The organism is Gluconobacter sp. ESL1110, from assembly GCF_058107395.1.
Map to the genome: position 1 here is coordinate 45525 of NZ_JBYLUK010000006.1, position 16527 is coordinate 62051.

At 59.0% G+C, this 16527-nt stretch carries 16 protein-coding genes; 7 read left to right on the forward strand and 9 right to left on the reverse strand.

The window, feature by feature from the left end:
* Window positions 1–132: 132 nt before the first annotated feature.
* From AC3B6F_RS03020 to AC3B6F_RS03060, 9 genes are all read right to left on the reverse strand, one after another.
* Window positions 133–618: an NADH-quinone oxidoreductase subunit B family protein gene (locus AC3B6F_RS03020; protein ID WP_489823346.1), complete on the reverse strand. Its 486-nt coding sequence runs from the start codon at window positions 616–618 to the stop codon at window positions 133–135.
* Entirely contained in the window at window positions 615–2054 is a 1440-nt protein-coding gene (locus AC3B6F_RS03025; protein ID WP_489823465.1) for an NADH-quinone oxidoreductase subunit D-related protein, read from the reverse strand. The genes AC3B6F_RS03020 and AC3B6F_RS03025 overlap by 4 nt, the downstream gene beginning before the upstream one ends.
* Window positions 2051–3142 carry a hypothetical protein gene (locus tag AC3B6F_RS03030; RefSeq protein ID WP_489823347.1) on the reverse strand — a complete coding sequence of 364 codons (1092 nt, stop codon included), beginning with the start codon at window positions 3140–3142 and terminating at the stop codon, window positions 2051–2053. The genes AC3B6F_RS03025 and AC3B6F_RS03030 overlap by 4 nt, the downstream gene beginning before the upstream one ends.
* Window positions 3142–3663: a hypothetical protein gene (locus tag AC3B6F_RS03035; protein ID WP_489823348.1), complete on the reverse strand. Its 522-nt coding sequence runs from the start codon at window positions 3661–3663 to the stop codon at window positions 3142–3144. The genes AC3B6F_RS03030 and AC3B6F_RS03035 overlap by 1 nt, the downstream gene beginning before the upstream one ends.
* A complete protein-coding gene (locus AC3B6F_RS03040; RefSeq protein ID WP_489823349.1) occupies window positions 3660–4520 on the reverse strand; it encodes a hypothetical protein in 861 nt (286 codons plus the stop codon). The genes AC3B6F_RS03035 and AC3B6F_RS03040 overlap by 4 nt, the downstream gene beginning before the upstream one ends.
* Window positions 4517–5725: a hypothetical protein gene (locus AC3B6F_RS03045; protein ID WP_489823350.1), complete on the reverse strand. Its 1209-nt coding sequence runs from the start codon at window positions 5723–5725 to the stop codon at window positions 4517–4519. Before AC3B6F_RS03045 ends, AC3B6F_RS03040 begins: the two co-directional genes overlap by 4 nt.
* A gap of 145 nt (window positions 5726–5870) precedes the next feature.
* Entirely contained in the window at window positions 5871–6716 is an 846-nt protein-coding gene (locus tag AC3B6F_RS03050) for an aldo/keto reductase (RefSeq protein ID WP_489823351.1), read from the reverse strand.
* Between the two features lie 66 nt (window positions 6717–6782).
* On the reverse strand, window positions 6783–7226 hold the full coding sequence (locus AC3B6F_RS03055; RefSeq protein WP_082905360.1) for a DNA polymerase III subunit chi: 444 nt from the start codon (window positions 7224–7226) through the stop codon (window positions 6783–6785).
* Between the two features lie 16 nt (window positions 7227–7242).
* Complete coding sequence (locus AC3B6F_RS03060; protein WP_489823352.1) at window positions 7243–8724, reverse strand: leucyl aminopeptidase; 1482 nt, start codon at window positions 8722–8724, stop codon at window positions 7243–7245.
* Window positions 8725–8899: 175 nt separating this feature from the next.
* On the opposite strand from AC3B6F_RS03060, the gene AC3B6F_RS03065 reads away from it, so the two are divergent.
* From AC3B6F_RS03065 to AC3B6F_RS03095, 7 genes are all read left to right on the forward strand, one after another.
* Window positions 8900–9466, forward strand: a complete 567-nt coding sequence (locus tag AC3B6F_RS03065; protein ID WP_489823353.1) for a hypothetical protein — start codon at window positions 8900–8902, stop codon at window positions 9464–9466.
* A 65-nt stretch (window positions 9467–9531) separates the two neighbouring features.
* Window positions 9532–10329 carry a 3'(2'),5'-bisphosphate nucleotidase CysQ family protein gene (locus tag AC3B6F_RS03070; RefSeq protein WP_489823354.1) on the forward strand — a complete coding sequence of 266 codons (798 nt, stop codon included), beginning with the start codon at window positions 9532–9534 and terminating at the stop codon, window positions 10327–10329.
* A complete protein-coding gene (locus tag AC3B6F_RS03075; protein WP_489823355.1) occupies window positions 10326–11339 on the forward strand; it encodes an L-threonylcarbamoyladenylate synthase in 1014 nt (337 codons plus the stop codon). Before AC3B6F_RS03070 ends, AC3B6F_RS03075 begins: the two co-directional genes overlap by 4 nt.
* Window positions 11340–11342: 3 nt before the next feature.
* Window positions 11343–11822, forward strand: coding sequence for a hypothetical protein (locus tag AC3B6F_RS03080; protein WP_010501998.1), 480 nt, complete (start codon window positions 11343–11345; stop codon window positions 11820–11822).
* A gap of 52 nt (window positions 11823–11874) precedes the next feature.
* Complete coding sequence (gene lptF / locus AC3B6F_RS03085; RefSeq protein ID WP_211568520.1) at window positions 11875–13023, forward strand: LPS export ABC transporter permease LptF; 1149 nt, start codon at window positions 11875–11877, stop codon at window positions 13021–13023.
* Entirely contained in the window at window positions 12984–14207 is a 1224-nt protein-coding gene (lptG, locus tag AC3B6F_RS03090; protein WP_211568519.1) for an LPS export ABC transporter permease LptG, read from the forward strand. The genes lptF and lptG overlap by 40 nt, the downstream gene beginning before the upstream one ends.
* Window positions 14207–16525, forward strand: coding sequence for an LPS-assembly protein LptD (locus tag AC3B6F_RS03095; RefSeq protein WP_489823356.1), 2319 nt, complete (start codon window positions 14207–14209; stop codon window positions 16523–16525). Before lptG ends, AC3B6F_RS03095 begins: the two co-directional genes overlap by 1 nt.
* Window positions 16526–16527 lie beyond the last annotated feature (2 nt).

Genomic DNA, 16527 nt, shown 5'->3' on the forward strand with positions numbered 1-16527 from the left:
CCAGAAACGGATTAACGCACTGTATGCGCCCGTCTGCTTGAACGGGAAAGCCTCTGTGGGCAAGCTGTCCCATCACAAAAAATCAATATTTCTGTTTTTAGCCCGAGACCTGAGTGCGGGAGCCGATCTGTTTCAACGCCCGGCCAGCCGCTGCAAACCCAAAAGAATATCCTGCGGGGACGGCGGACAACCAGGAATAGACCGGCGAACCTGGGTCAAAGCCCTGAGCCCTCCGAGCGTGGCATATCCCGATCCGAACACACCCCCATCGACAGCACAGGCGCCTACAGCCACCAGACTTTTCCCCGGCGGCATGGCGTTCCAGACGCGCTCAAGCATTTGCACGCAGGCCCGACTCATGGCCCCCGTCACCAGCAGCCAGTCCGCATCTGCCGGATCTGCCACACGCCTGAACCCATACCGCTCCAGCGCAAAAGCAGAACCACAAAGACTTTCCACTTCCATGGCACAGCCTTCGCAGCCACCGGTCTCCAGCACATACAGACTGATCATATCATTGTGTACGGACGCCTCTTTGTCCGCAGAGGCTCTCCAGCGTGACGCATCCATGAAGGCATGAAGGACACTCAGCGGTCCGGTCTTCTGAAACACACTCACATCGCCACTCCCGAGGGAGACAGAGCCAGAGACCTCAGAGCCGCAGGTAGGCTCTCCGGCAGTTCTCCCTTCAAAATATCCGGGAGAACAGACAGTAACGAAACCGCTGGATCACGAGCCTGAACGGCCTCGATCTTTCCGTGCCTGAGCCTCACCCAGTACCAGATATCGCCGCGGGCACCTTCCGCAGCACCAATACCTTCCTGCGTCGCCTCAGGTACGAGCTCGTCATCATCCATGCCGATACTGCCCAGAATACGCTGAATCAAAGCCAGAGAGTCGCGGATCTCGTTCAGACGCAAAGCATCTCTCGCCGCGCCATCACCCTCACTTGATCCTGTCGAGCGCAAAGCATCCAACCGCATCCCGGCTTCCCGACGACGCACATCCAGACTTCGCCCCGAGGCTCTCCCCACCAGTCCACCTACTGCAAATTCCCGCGCCTGTGTCGGTGTCAGAACAGCAAGACCCTTCAGTCGTGGCGCAAAAACGGATTGCAGTTCCCGGAGTTGGGCCATGCGGGGCTGCATTGCACTCACAACAGCCTGTGCCAGCGGAACGATTTCCAGTCCTGCGCGAAAACCATCACATCGAACCAGATCCGTCAGACGACGGGACACACCCTGTTCAGCACAGGCGAAAGCAATCGCCTCACGCGCATGTTCGCAATGCGTCACCAAAAGCCCCGCATCCACGGCTCTGGCCGTTCGCGCCATATCAAACAGGTGAACAGACATCCGCTCGATTTCCAGCAGGATCATCCAGCAATCCCGAACACCCGGACCAGGCTGCAAGCCGCGCGCCTGAGCCACAGCCCGGCAGAACGCGACCGGATGCGCCACAAATCCTCCGGCGGTCATCCGCGACACCAAAGGCAAAGCCTCCTCAGGTGTAAGGCCGATCATTCGATGCAGCACGCCGCGATGTGCCAGCCCCGCATTGACGGACACCCCTTGCACTCGCCCCCGAACGACATCAAAGGACAGTTCCAGCGGACCCGTCAGACCCGACTTTTCAGCACGTAGAACAGTACGCCCCGGAACAGGCCGCGCCGCCTGACCACCCGGTCCGGGACGTGAAGAAAGTGGCCATGTGGCTTCCCACACTCCTTCATCCAATGCAGGCTGCCCTTCCCCGGAGGCCCCCATCGCCTCAACACCCCAGAGATCATAAGCCACCCGCTCGCCCCATTCCGCCGCTGGAAAGCGGGAAGACGGCGCAAGGTAACGACGGTCTTCTACTGCCGTGCTCGCCATCAGGGGGCAATCGCCTTTAAGCAGCAGAACATAGACACGGTGTTCATCAGCCCAGCAGGACAGAAGCGGCAATGTCGCACCCGGGGCAGCCAGCATGGCTTCCCACTGCTCTGCATCCAGAGAATAATGAGACAGCGCGACACGCTCCCCACTTCGGATAATCTTTCCCATGTCGCTCATGGCTGCCACCCCGGCGTTGGATGCCATGTCAGCAGCAGAGGCCCGCACAGCCCGATCGCGAGAAGGGCAGCCTCAACCACCGGCACAATCCCGGCTTTCAATGCCAGACCAGACGGCATCAATGTGGAAAAGCGAACCTGCCTCAATCCCGGTAACAGGCACACAATCATGAGAGCAAGAAGGAACGGTTCAAGAGACCGGCCTATTGCCAGAAGTGCACAGAAGACCGGCCAAGGCACCATCCCATCGGCGACAGACCGGTAATGGTCAGCATCTCCCTCCCGTTCCAGCACAGCCAGACCAAGCGACGTCATGAGCAGAAGCACAATCGCGCTACCTTCCCCGACTGCTGCGGCAATCGCCCCGAGAGCCGCCAGAACTGGCAGGAACTGCCCTCGCCCTTTCGATTGCACGGCCATCTTCATGATGAGCGTCCCGAAGCCTGCGACCAGAACCAGCAGATGCACAAGCGCATGATGATCAAGCCGCAGCATCAGAAGGACCGCCGCAAAGCGCAGACCCGTGTCCAGCAACGCAGCCTCCGGCTCCGGAACGGGCGATGGCCCCAGCCCTGCCATCATGCAAAGACCAACCGTCAGCAGAACAGGCCCAAGCGGAGACTGCTCCATGGAGAGCAGCGACGCCCCCAGAACACCCAGAATGACGCCTCCCAGACGGGATCGGGCCATGTCCCAGACGATCGCTGCTTTCTGCGCCCCGCGGCCTTCCCGCCACGCCAGCAGAACAGTCCCAGCCCCACACAGCACCGTCACGGCGAATGCCGAATGAACATTCAGCGCCATCAGGGCGCACCCTGTCACCAAAAATGGCAGAATACGACCAGTTTTATCCCTTGCAGGAGGTAGCAGCAGCGGCATAACGGCCACGGCACACGAACATGCCGCCGCCAGTGCATCCGCCCCCGGCATCAGCCAGACCGCAATCGGCGTCATGATCGCCCCGGCAATGGCGAATGTCAGACTGCTGGCGGGCTGACGGTTTGCAGGCGTAAGCATGAGCAGAAAGGCTGCCAGAAGCGGCCAGACCGTGACGGCAAACAATGTCCCGACCGGAGCAAGCGGATGCATCAGTTTTCCTCCACGCGGCGCCAGGCCAGACGCGGCAGCAACGTAACACCTAGCGCGCCCAGAACGCCCCAAAGCGCAACAGCCGCGGCAAACAACGGCCAGGATTGCAGGATGCACGCCATAACGATCAGACCGTCAGCCGCCACCAGAAGGCCCGTAAACTGTACAAGAGACGGCCCGAACGCCGCGCCACAAAGTCCGATCAGAACAACACCGGCCCCAAGAACAGGCGCAAGTCCCAGACTGGCTCCGGAGAGGCCCAGCGCCAGCAACAGCAAAAGAGCCCCCACCACAGGCAATACAGCGCCACGGTCTGGCACGTGAGGCGCAAAACGTCGCAGCCAGATCCACGCACCAATATTCAGCCCGACCAACGTAACGGACGTCAGCAGCGCAAGCAGGCCGCCACAGACCGTCGCCCCTGCAAACGCACAGACCAACCCGTATAGCGGTAATCCACGTCCATCCCGGCCTAGGCCAGCCAACGCCAGAAGGAGCAGAACGCCAAACCCGGCAATCATGTCGCGAACCTCCCGGCCAGTGCCAGAAGAAGCGCCACACCCGCAAACAGGGCCGTCAGCCGTTCGCTGCGCTCATGCGCTGTCAGCCTCAATGTCGCAAGCACCATCACCACAAGCAAGACACGCGCCAGAAGGGCCGCCAGCCCCACGAACCATCCCGAGAGACCTGCGTCACGCAATCCGACAGATATGGGCAGCGCCAGATCAGCCAGCAGAACAATCCAGGCAAAATTCAGAACCTGCGCGACTTGCCGCGCCATATCGCGGGCCGCCCGGTCCTTCATGCCTTCCAGACGTAAAAGCATATCGTCGTCACGAAGCGGCGGACATGAAATGGCCAAAGCCAGAGCACAGGCCCCTAAAGCGCCCTCCAGCCCTGGGACGGGCTCAATGTGCAGCATCGCACAAAGCCCACCCAGACCATCTGCCCCCGGAGCCGCCAGAGCAATCAGAGCTTCCGTCAGACACAACACCAGAACCGCAGGAAGAACGCGCCGTCCTTCATCCCTCAAGGAGGAACGTCCCAGCATCAGCCGTCCAACAAGAAGCAGAATGCCGACAAGCAGCGGGTTCGCCAGCGAGATCAAGGCGCCTCCCGTTGTGACAGCAGGCAAAACCGCAAGGCTCAGCAAAGACACGGCGAGAACGAGAGCCAACCCGGGCGCCAAAGGCTGGCGAAATACAGTGCGCCAGAAAAGCCCGGCATTGCGCACCTGACGAGCAGGCCCGGACACAGCTTCACCATTAATCCAGCGCGGCAGTTCTTCCAGCATCCAAGCCATCAGCGGCGTCAATAGGAGCAGTAGAACACATTGAAAAAGCGTCTGGGCGACAGCAAGGAGGACAGCCGTCATCATGATGTCAGCCCTAGAATGGCCAGCACCAGAGCCAGCAGCACAAGCCACAGTCCAACAGCCATCCGCCGCGTCTCCGGCATGTTCCCGACTTTCAGGGCCATCATGGCGCAGAAACGTCCCCGCCCACCCACGATCAGACGACGAACAACCCACGGCAGCGCGGCTGGCTCTTCAAACAGACCAGTTTCGCCTTGCGCAGTCTGAAGCCGACCGGAAAACAGGCCTGCAAAGGCTTTTTCCAACCCACGCTCCACCCGCCATGATTTGACCAGCCACAGCCAGATTACGCCGAGAAGAAGGACAATGGCTGGCAACCTGAGATGCGCGCCGTCTCCGCCCCCCAGAGACCAGAAAGGCCAAACCCATTCGCCCCCCACATGATGAAGAACCGGGCTGAAGACACCGAACACGATCAGAGGCAGCACCATGGTTGCCAGAGCAATGATACCGACCGCCCCGGCAGGGCCGACAGGCAACGCGCCAGAATCTGGTCTACGCCCAACCGTCAGAACATCCACCAACGAAATCAGGCCGATCAGAAGTGCAACAAACACCCCGATCACGCTCCAGCCCTGCACACCGGCAGCCAACCCAAGCGCAGCATGGATCCCAAGCCACAGCACGATAAATCCCGGCAACGGTGGGAAAGGCAGCCTGAGAATGGCCAGCACCGGAAGAAGACGAAGCACCGGGACGTACAGAACCAGAAGGGTCAGATCCAGCAACAGAGCTTCAAGGGCAATGCGGGCGCCCGTCGTCAATCCTTCATCCTGAGCTGCGATCACGAGCGTTGCCAGAATGGCTGGACGAAGCAGTCCAAGATCCCCCGGCTTTTCCCCCCACAGAGCACACCGCCCCAAAACAAGAAGCGTCATCGCGCCGAGGCCTGCCATGCAAACAATCGGGTTGATGGCCCCAGCGTGCCAGAGCGTCGAAACGGCAAGAATGCCAGAGAGAGCCGGAAACTGCGCCCCATCGCGTGAACTCAGCGCAGGCCAGTAAAGCACCGGAAAAAGTGCCAGAAGAGCCACGGTACTGTCAGGAAGCAGAACGGAACACAGCAGCGCTGGCAATGCCCACCAGAGCGGACACCCCTTGCGCTCCTGCGTCATCCAGACGCCAAGAGCCACGGCAATGGCTGGACCTGACGTCGCAAGGATCGCAACGAGCGCCGCGGGAAGCGCAATCCGGCCACGCCCGGCCATACTGTCCCGATCCGCTTTCAAAACGGCAGGAACAGTCAATACTGCGAGGCACAGAGAGACCGGATCGGTATGAAACAGGGTCGAAAAATTGAACAGGGTACGGTCCGCTTCGGCAGTGGAAACGGGCCGTATCAGATCATGCCCGTCAGATCATGGCGAGAGATACCTTGCGTTGCGGCGGAGGAAAAGCATGATCCAGAACTTTCAGATCATCTTCCGTCAGAACAATCTCCAGACTGGCAACATTCGAAAGCAGATGCTTCGCAGATCCAGCCTTCGGAATAGCCATGACATTCTCCCGCCGCATCACCCAGGCCAACGCAATCTGCGCTGGATCAGCGGGCCCGGCAGAGGTCTCGTGTCGTCCGGCAATTTCCCTGAGGGCGGGATGTTGAAGCAATTCCCCACCCTGCCCCAATGGCGAATACGCCATCGTGACCACGCTTGCCTTCAGATCATGATCCAGCAGATCAAACTCGGTGCCACGATGTTCCAGACTGTAGAGGATCTGGTTGATCTGGCAGGAACCAGAAAGGTCTTCGATTTCTTCCATGTCATCGACATCGAAATTCGAGACACCCCAGCCCCGGATCAGTCCGTCTTCCTGAAGGTCTTCAAACGCCCGGATCGTCTCTTCCAGGGGCGTACCACCGCGCCAGTGCAGCAGATACATATCCAGCCAGTCCGTCTCCAGATGTTCCAACGAACGGCGGCAGGCCCGGCGAACCCCTTCATATGACGCATTGGAGGGCAAAACCTTGCTGACGAGATAGACATCATCACGCACGTCCGCGATGGCCTCGCCAACCAGCTTTTCGGACCGGCCATTGCCATACATTTCCGCGGTATCAATCACGCGCAGACCGGCTTCGAGCCCTTTACGCAGGCTTTCGATTTCCGAAGAGCGACGATCTGCACTGTCTCCGACATTCCATGTTCCCATTCCAAGGGCTGGAACGGTGGTGCCGTTGCGGAGCGTAACGGTTTTCATAAGGCGTCTCCCGGGAAGAACTCAGTCACACAACGACATGAGCGCGGGAGATGTTCCGCCAGAAGGTCAGCCGGATTTCTTCCAGCCCCGCTCCTGCTGCTGCCAGTACACAAGCGTATGCCCCGCAGCCTTCAGCCCAACCCAACGCTGACGCGCCCGCTGGACACTCGCTGGATCACGGCCGTCAAACAGATCAAAAATTCTTGTGAAGGGAGAGAAGTCATCCTCTCCCGCCCCATCAACACGGAACAGGAATTTCGCACCATTCGGCACGTCATTCCCTTCCGTCAGCCAGATCGGCTGTCGCGCCGCGTGCCCCATCTTTGCCGTTCCATGCGGAAGCCAGACCGGATCACGCGACACCCACAGCGCCGTATCCAGCGCGGTGACAGACGCCGCATCGGGACAACGGACAAGCGCCCGCTCCCCGACCTCCAGCGTCTTGCCCAACAGCGCAGGCAACGCCTCTTCAAGAGGCGTCCGCGTCAGATGGTAAAATCCGACATCCACTCTCAGGCTCCCGTTCTCAGGCACGAGCCTCATGGAACTGCACGAACTGGTTCAGAAGGCGCACACCGAAACCTGTAGCGCCCTTTGGAGCCGTCGGGGATGCCGTCGTCTTCCAGGTCGTGCCCGCGATATCCAGATGGGCCCAGGTGGCATCACCCACAAAACGCTTCAGGAATTCAGCGGCCAGAATGGCACTGCCCGGACGGCCACCGATGTTCTTCATGTCGGCAATATCAGAGTCGATCTGACGGTTGTACGCCTCGCCCATCGGCATCCGCCACAGACCTTCGCCAACCTGCTTTCCGGCCTCGAACAGGCCAGACGCCAGTGCGTCGTCATTGCTGAACAGACCCGCATTTTCCGTGCCAAGGCTCACCACGATCGCACCGGTCAGCGTGGCCAGATCCACCATCAGCTTCGGCTTGAAACGATCCTTCGTGTAGGCCAGCACATCCGCCAGAACCAGACGACCCTCGGCGTCGGTGTTCAGAACTTCAATGGTCTGGCCGCTATAGCTCGTCACAATATCACCAGGACGCTGCGCCCGGCCGGACACCATGTTCTCAACCAGTCCAACAACGCCAATAACATTGACCGGCGCCTTACGACGCGCCAGCGCGCTCATCAGACCAATGACGGTCGCCGCACCACCCATATCGGTCTTCATTTCGTCCATGCCAGCGGCTGGCTTGATGGAAATGCCACCGCTGTCGAACGTCACGCCCTTGCCGATGAATGCCAGCGGCGCTTCGTCTCCACCGCCGTTATGGCGAACAATGACCGTGCGAGGCGCATTGGCACTGCCCTGCGCTACACCGAGAAGCGCACCAAACCCAAGCTCCTGCATCGCTGCCTGATCAAGCACTTCAACCTCAAGCCCGACCTCACGCAGCGCCTCGATACGCGCGGTGAACGTCTCCGGATAAAGAATGTTGGCCGGCTCGCTGATCAGATCACGCGTCAGGAACACACCGCGGGACACGGCATCCAGAGCCACCCAGCGACTTTCCGCAGCAGCCACATCAGACGTCGCAACCGTCAAGGCTTTCAGGGACGCACGATCAGAAGACTTCTTCGTCCGATAAAGATCGAAATCATAACGAGCGAGGCGCGCGCCCGAAGCGGCTTCCGCGGCAAACCCGGCAACATCCGCCCCCAGAGCCAAAACAGCATTTTCCACACCATCCAGAGCCTTGGCCGCCGTACCGCCAGCATTTTCAACGGCAACGGACGTCACAGCCGAACCATCCTTGGCAGCACATCCAACAAGTACGACCTGAGACAGGGAGGCAGAAGGAGCTGTCAGAACAAGCGTTTGCCCCGCATCACCCTTGAAGCCCTTGAACGAAACAGCACGCCCCAGTGCGCCAGCTGTCGCCTCATCAATCGCCTTGAACGTCGCGTCATCAGACGTTCCTTTACCATGACAGATCAACGCGACAGCCTGCGGCGCGCTGTCATTCAGCGCAGGGAACGAACCGAAAGAAATATCGAGCATAAAACACCTTTTGCATGGCCGAACCATTTCAGTTCCTTCGTTATCGGGAACAGCGTGCCTCCACACAAGAGGGTCCAGAGCAATGATTAACGGGATGCGTTACGTCGCCGTCTGTTCGCTCCCACTTTTCCTAATAAGTGCTTTCACGGTTTGCGCACCGGCTTTGGCCAGGAACATGCAGGCTGCCTCCCCGAAACTGGAGCAACTGACACCCTTGCCGCTGCATGACGGTTTGAACAGTTTCAAGGGACCAGACGGACCATTTTCCGTGTTCCAGACATGGCGCGACAATGGAAATGCGTGGGGCTACCACCTGTATCTTTTGACCAACACTGTCGAAGGGAAAACAAGCGTCATTGGCGTTGAGGCCAGACCTGGAAGTTCCAACACGTCGTTACGGGACCATCTGAGTGACGCGCCTCATACCGGAGAAGATGCCTTGGCGACCTTTCAATTCGCCAAGGGAAGACTGGATGGGAAGCCATCCGTTCTGCTTTTTGAGGCCATCCGCGATCCCGGAGAGCATCCGGTTCCATCGCCTGCCCCGACAGTCGTCTACGTCTACAGCCTGACACACTCCGACGGAACGCCCGGCTGGACATCTTCTTACTTTCGCTTTGTCAAAAAAATTCCTGTTCCGGGAACATTCTGCAGTTCCGATAGGGCCCTGAAGGTCGCCACCGGCCTGCCCTTCTCGGCAGACGCTGGCCCTCCCTCATCCGCAAATGGCTGCTTTCATTGAACGACGTCTCTTTCCGCATGCATCAGCACATGACGAAACATCTTTCATGAAGTAGCCTTGCAGGCATGACCTCAGCTCCTCTTCAAACGGTCTCCCCTGATGATGACCGCGCCCTGCTGTCACTGGCTTTCCGCCTTGCCTCGGAAGCCGCCGACATCATCAACGAGATCCGCACCCGCGGCTTTCGTACGGAAGTCAAGAAAGACGCTTCCGTCGTCACGGAAGCTGACCGCGCCTCAGAGGAGCACATCCTGCGCGGCCTGCGAACCGCCTGCCCGTCTCTTGCGGCCATCGGTGAAGAGGAAATGTCCGCTGGGATCGAAGTTGATGCCGGGAAAGCCTACTGGCTGGTCGACCCTCTTGACGGCACACGCGGCTTCTCATCCGGCGGGCGGGATTTCACCGTGAATATCGGTCTCGTACGAGGCGACAAACCCGTTCTCGGCGTCGTTGCTCTCCCCGGCTATGGACTGATCTACAGCGGTGGACAGGGGCTTGGCGCCCATCGCTTTGATGGCACAACCAGCACACCCATCCATACCGCCGCCCCATCCGATGACGGCCTGCGCGTTCTGGCGTCCAGCCATCATGGCAACACAGAACTGCTGGAACGCTGGCTTGCAGGCCGGAAAGTCGCGTCCATCGACAAGCTGGCCTCATCCGTGAAATTCATGCGCGTTGCGGAAGGCGTGGCAGATTTTTATCCTCGCTTCGGTCCAACCATGGAATGGGATACGGCCGCTCCACAGGCCATTCTGGAAGCCGCTGGCGGAAGCCTTCTGGATGAACACGGTCAGCCCCTTCGTTACGGCAAACCCGGCCGTCTGAACTCATCCTTTTACTGCACGGGAGGCGCTTCGTGAGCGAGACCCTTCATACCGAACGTCTGGCCGCTGACCCTGAAGGCATCCGCCGCGCCGCTGAACTCCTGAAAGCGGGCAAGCTCGTCGCTTTCGGAACCGAGACCGTTTATGGCCTCGGCGCTCTAGCCTCATCAGATACTGCCGTGGCCCGTATTTTCGCGGCAAAGGGGCGGCCCCGTTTCAATCCGCTCATCAGCCACCTGGCCGATGCGGAAAGCGCCTTTGCCCAAGCCGAATTGCAGGGCCGGACAAAAGACATCGCCCATGCGCTGGCAGAAAAACTCTGGCCCGGCCCGCTCACAATGGTGCTTCCCCGGTCTCCAAACTCCACGGTTTCGGACCTCGCTGCCGCCGGGCTGGATACGCTGGCCTTGCGCGTTCCTCGCGGCAAGACGGCACTGGCGCTGCTGCGCGAAGTCGGCGCCCCGATTGCAGCCCCATCGGCCAACATCTCAGGCACCGTTAGCCCGTCAGAGGCCTCGCATGTCCTGCGCTCCCTTGATGGCCGGATTGACGCCATTCTTGATTCCGGCCCCTGCTCGGTCGGCGTCGAAAGCACCGTTCTGGATCTCACACGGGAAACGCCTGTTCTGCTCCGTCCAGGCGGCGTCACACTGGAAGAACTGAGAGCCCTGTGTGGTAGCATCCATCATCCTGATGACTTCACAGAAGCGCTCCCTGCCTCTCCCGGACGTCTGGCCTCCCATTATGCTCCGTCCTTACCCGTTCGGCTGGATGCCTATGAGGTCGAGCCGAACGAAGCCCTGCTCGCTTTCGGGCCGGCCTTGCCGGGAGCAGGCCTGACGTGGAACCTAAGTGAGACAGGGGATCTGGAAGAAGCAGCGGCCCGGCTGTTCGCAGGACTGCGCTTTCTCGACGCAGAAGGAACAAAACGAGGGCTGACACGGATCGCCGCCCAGCCCATTCCACGACACGGACTCGGTCTGGCCATCCGGGATCGGCTACGTCGTGCCGCCGAGCCCCGACCGTCTTCCACCTCTCTCGGCTGACATATGGGCGAGGCGTTCGACCCAAAAGACATCAAGGTGCTGTCCGACATTCTGGCACTCGTGCTGGAAGAGTCGTCCGGCTCCGCCCAAAACGCACTGGATGCCCTGCGAACACGCGCGCAACGCAACGCTCTGACAGGTGGCGCCCTCAAAAACCTCTTCATCAGTCTGGCGACAGACCCAATGCGCACCGGGGCAAGCGCCCGTGAAGCCCAGCTTAGACAGGTCATTGCGCGCCTTGAAGGCGAACTGAGGACACAGCAGATCAAAGTCCGCACTGTTCAGGCCGACCTGAGCCGCACACAGAGGGATGCTTACAGCCTCCAGGCAGAAGTGGTGACCAACAAGGCACAACAACCATGGCGTTACATAGCAATTGCCTTCGGGGTGAGTGCAGGGTTATTGCTGGGTGTCGCTGCCACCCAGCTTTATCACAGCCTGACAGACCCTCCCCCGATCGATCGATCTATCTACTTGCGCTAAATACCGCTTTTTCGCCTTTCTCCCGTCACAGGCTAAGGATACACGAAGGGCCATGGCCTCTTCCCCCGGCACTTCAGTGCGACACCTGCTGCCCCTTCTCGATCGTTATGTCCTTCGACAGCTTCTGATCGCTCTGCTCGCCCTGACCGGCGGCGCTGTGGCGCTCATCTGGCTGACGCAGTCACTGCATTTCGTCTCGATGATTGTTCAGCACGGACTGTCCCTGCGCGTCTTCCTTCAGTTGACATCGTTGATGCTGCCCTCTTTCGTGGCCGTCATCCTGCCGATTACCACCTTTCTTGTGATCCTGTTCACCTATCAGCGCATGTCCGGAGACCGCGAACTGACCGTCATGCGCGCAGCCGGTCTTTCACCACTTGAACTGGCACGACCGGGCATGATCTGTGGCGTGGCATCGGTCGCGCTGTGTTATGTTCTGACGCTCTGGCTAGCCCCCGTATCCTACCATGCCTTCCATCGGTACGAATTCCAGATCCGCAATCAGATGGCTGCCTTCCTCTTGCAGGAAGGCGTATTCACAAAAGTTTCGGGGGACATGACCGTTTATGTGCGCTCCCGCGATGCCAACGGGCTCCTCCATGGTGTTCTGGTGGAAGATGACCGTGACCCGGACGCCCATACCACCATTCTGGCCGAACGAGGCACCATCGTCACCGTGAACGACAAACCGCGTGTCGTGCTCTACAATGGTTCCCGCGAAGAAATTGACCGCCATACAGGCCGCCTGAATGTCCTGACATTTGGTCGGAACACGATTGACCTCACCTCATCCCGCCAGAACAATCACGAAGAGCGGGATGCAGCGGAAATGTCTCTCCACGAACTGTTTCATCCCAATCCCACCGAAGTTTCGGACCGTGATCGGGGCAAGTTCGCCGTGGAAGGCTGGCACCGTCTGACGGCGCCCCTGACGGTCCTGTCCTTCGCCATGATCGGACTTGTGGCCGTTCTGCGCGGTGCTTTTTCCCGTCATGGCAACATCACCAGACCCCTGACAGCCATTCTGACGGTCGTGGGCCTTCAGGCTCTCACCCTGATGCTTCAGAACCTTGCAGGGCGCAATCTGGCACTCGTTCCGCTCATCTGGGCGGCTGCCATTCTTCCCAGCATCATCTGTGCGGCGCTGCTGTTTGCCGAACAATGGACTGGCACATCCCAGCAGGTGAAGCAGTCTTCATGAAGCGCATGGTCCATACTCAGCGCGGCTGGTTCTCCACGCTGCTTCACACGTTGCGTCCACAGGAAACCGAAGTCGGTTTCTCCACGACGCTGGCAATCTATATTGCCCGTCATTTTACACTGAACACACTCGCCATGGTGCTGGCCCTGACCGGGCTCGTCTCCCTGTTCGACTTCATCGACCTGCTTCGCCGTGCAGCAACCCGCCCCGACGTCCCAACCAGCCTCATTCTGGAAATCGCTGGGCTGCACATCCCGTACTACATCATCTACGTGCTGCCCTTTGGTATCCTGCTGGGCGGAATTGTCTGCTTTTCGCGCCTGACGCGGTCTTCGGAACTGATCGTGGCCCGTGCCGCCGGCATCTCAGCATGGCAGTTCCTTGCCAGTCCGCTGGCCTGCGCGCTGATGATCGGCCTTTTCACAACGACAGGAATTTCCGCGCTATCGTCTACCATGTATCGGCAGGCAGAATTCCTGGACCAGTCCTACCTGCGAACAGGCGGCGGCCCCCTCACGATGCAGGGCGGCGAATTATGGCTTCGGCAGGCCGATGAAGGGCTCGTTCCACACGGCGTTGCCATTCTCCATGCCCAGAATGTTCGCCTTAACAAAACCGCTCTGGAAGTTTCAGGCGTAACCATTTTCCGCCTGGATGACCGTGATCGCCTGATTGTGCGCGTTGAATCCCCACTGGGGGTTTTGGCCAATCAGGAATGGCACCTCAATGATTCGGCCGTTCTAAAGCCCGATCATCTTCCTCAGAAAATTGGTGCCCTGACGCTCCCGTCGGATCTGACGGTCAGCCGCATTCAAGAGAGTTTTGCCTCTCCTGATACGCTCTCGGTCTTTGCGTTGCCGGGATTCATTCACCTGTTGGAGCACTCCGGTTTCCCGTCGATCCGTCACAGGTTACATTTCCAATCGCTTCTGGCTCTTCCCATCCTTGCTGGTACAATGGCATTGGTATCCGCAGGGTTTTCGATGCGCCCCACACGGCGCGGCGGGGTAGCCCGGATGCTGGGATCGGGAATTGCTGCAGGTTTTGCACTTTTTACCATCTCGAAAGTGGCTGAACAGTTTGGTGAATCCGGTGCATTGCCGCCGGTTCTTGCAGCATGGGCACCTACGGGCGCAGGGCTTTGTCTTGCGGTCGCGCTTCTGCTGCACATGGAGGATGGTTGATGTCGGTGCCCCGGTGGCTCCCTAAACGCGCTCGCAGGTACGTTTCCCTTGCAAGCGCCGCCCTGACGGGAACAGCGCTCGTGGCGCCGCAGGACATGTTTGCCAATACGATGCAGCGCGACAACACGCATATCATCGTTATTGGGAAACCTACGTCTGAACGCGATCCCCTGACCTACCTTGCCGATAGCGAAAGCTATGCCAAAAATGGCCTTGTCACGTGGGAAGGCAACGTCCGGATCTGGCAGGGCGATCATGCGCTTCGTGCCGACAAGATTACCTATGATCGCAATACAGGCGTTCTGGCAGCAACCGGTCATGTTGCCATCATGGAGCCGGATGGCAGCACCACCTATGCCACCTATATGGAATTCAGCCATGGCATGCATGATGGAATTGGCACATCCATCTACATGAGAATGCAGGACAATGCGAAGCTGGCCGGGAACGGAATGCGTCGCACGAACGGCCTCATCAACGATCTGTCACACGCCGTCTATACGGCCTGTGAAATCTGCGCCAAACGCCCGGACGCTCCCCCTTTCTGGCAATTCCAGGCCTATGGCGCGACACAGGACACTCAGCACAAGCGGATAGAATTTGATCATGCCTGGCTGAAAATGCTGGGGCTGCCCGTCTTCTACTTCCCGTTCTTCTCCATGAGTGACCCGTCCGTAAAGCGCCAGAGCGGCTTTCTGATGGCTGGCATCAGCCCGCATGACAGATATCTCGGCACCTATTTTACGCTCCCCTATTTCTGGGCGATCGACGAGCATCAGGATCTGACAGTCCGTGGGCTCGTCTCCTCAAAAACCGGGCCGGAAGTTACAGCCGAATATCGAAACCGCTTCAACTTCGGCACGCTGGATATTACAGCCGGTGGCGCCTACGACACCAACCGGGAAAGCCGTTACACCAATACCTTTGGCAACAACGTCAACTCCTCAGGCGAATACGGCCTTCAAGGATATATTTTTGGCCGGGGGGAGGCCTCCCTCAGCAAGAACTGGCTGGTAGGTGCGAACATCAACCTCGCAACATCCGCCAACTACATGCGTGATTATCGCGTTCCGGGCTACGGCTCGGAAATGCTGAACTCGAATGTCTTCCTTGAAGGATATGGCATCGGGTCTTACGCGCGCGTCGATGCGCAGGCTTATCAGGGTCTGAACCAGGGCGTCATTCAGAACTCGGATCTTCCCTGGGTTCTGCCCCGCTTTACGTACGCTTTTCAGGGGCAACCCGATGCTCTCGGCGGCCGGTTCAGCCTGAACACCACAGATTTTGACGTATACCGCGTGAACGGCGTCTCAGATCAACGCGGCCAGCTTCAGATGCAATGGGACCGCCCGTTCCATAACAGTTGGGGTCAACAGTTTCTGGTCACGGCACGCTTGGATTCGAATATCTATCGTTCCACTCGATCCTACCAGCAACCCCTGTATTACTCAGCCCAAGGCACAAAATTTACGGGTCAGGTCCTGCCAACTATTGCCGTCAAAATGAACTGGCCCTTCCTGCGCTCCTTCGCGCATGGGCGTGGCTCACAGATCTTCGAGCCCATCGTACAGGCGATTGCAGCTCCCAACACAGGCAATTCTTCCAACAGCTACATGCCGAACGAAGACAGCCTGACCTACGAATTTACGGATACGACCCTCTTCTCACTCAACCGCTATAATGGCACGGACCGCCTTGATGGTGGCTTACGCGCCAATGTTGGTGTGCACCAGAACTGGGTGTGGAACGGACATACGATCGATATGCTCGTCGGTGAAAGCTTTCAGGAGCATATCACCCACAATCGTATCCCCTATTCCGGCCTGGACCATCATCTGTCCGATCCCGTCGGTCGACTGCGTATTTCTCCCAACCAGTATGTCGATGTCACAGCACGAGGCCGCTACAATCCCTGGACGCATAAGCTTGATTACGGCGAAGGTCTGTTGAGCACGGGCATTCCTGCCCTGCGATTCACGGCTGGCTATATCTATGCCCCAGTGACGCCATACTACTACTATGCGACGAACTACCGCACAGGTGGCGTCAATACGCCCTATACTGTGAAAACGAATGAGATCACGGGCGGTGTATCGACGCACTGGCGTCAGTATCATGCGTCCGGTTTCTTCCGTCGCAGTCTCTCCCGGAAACAGTTCGTCGCAAATGGCGGGGATGTTGGCTATTCCAACGACTGCTTCGGGTTGGATATCATGTATATCAAACAGTACACACGGATCGGCGGCGAGCAGCGGAACACCACAGTGATGTTCAACTTCACGTTCAAAACGATCGGCACCTTCGGAATCAACGGCTGAGC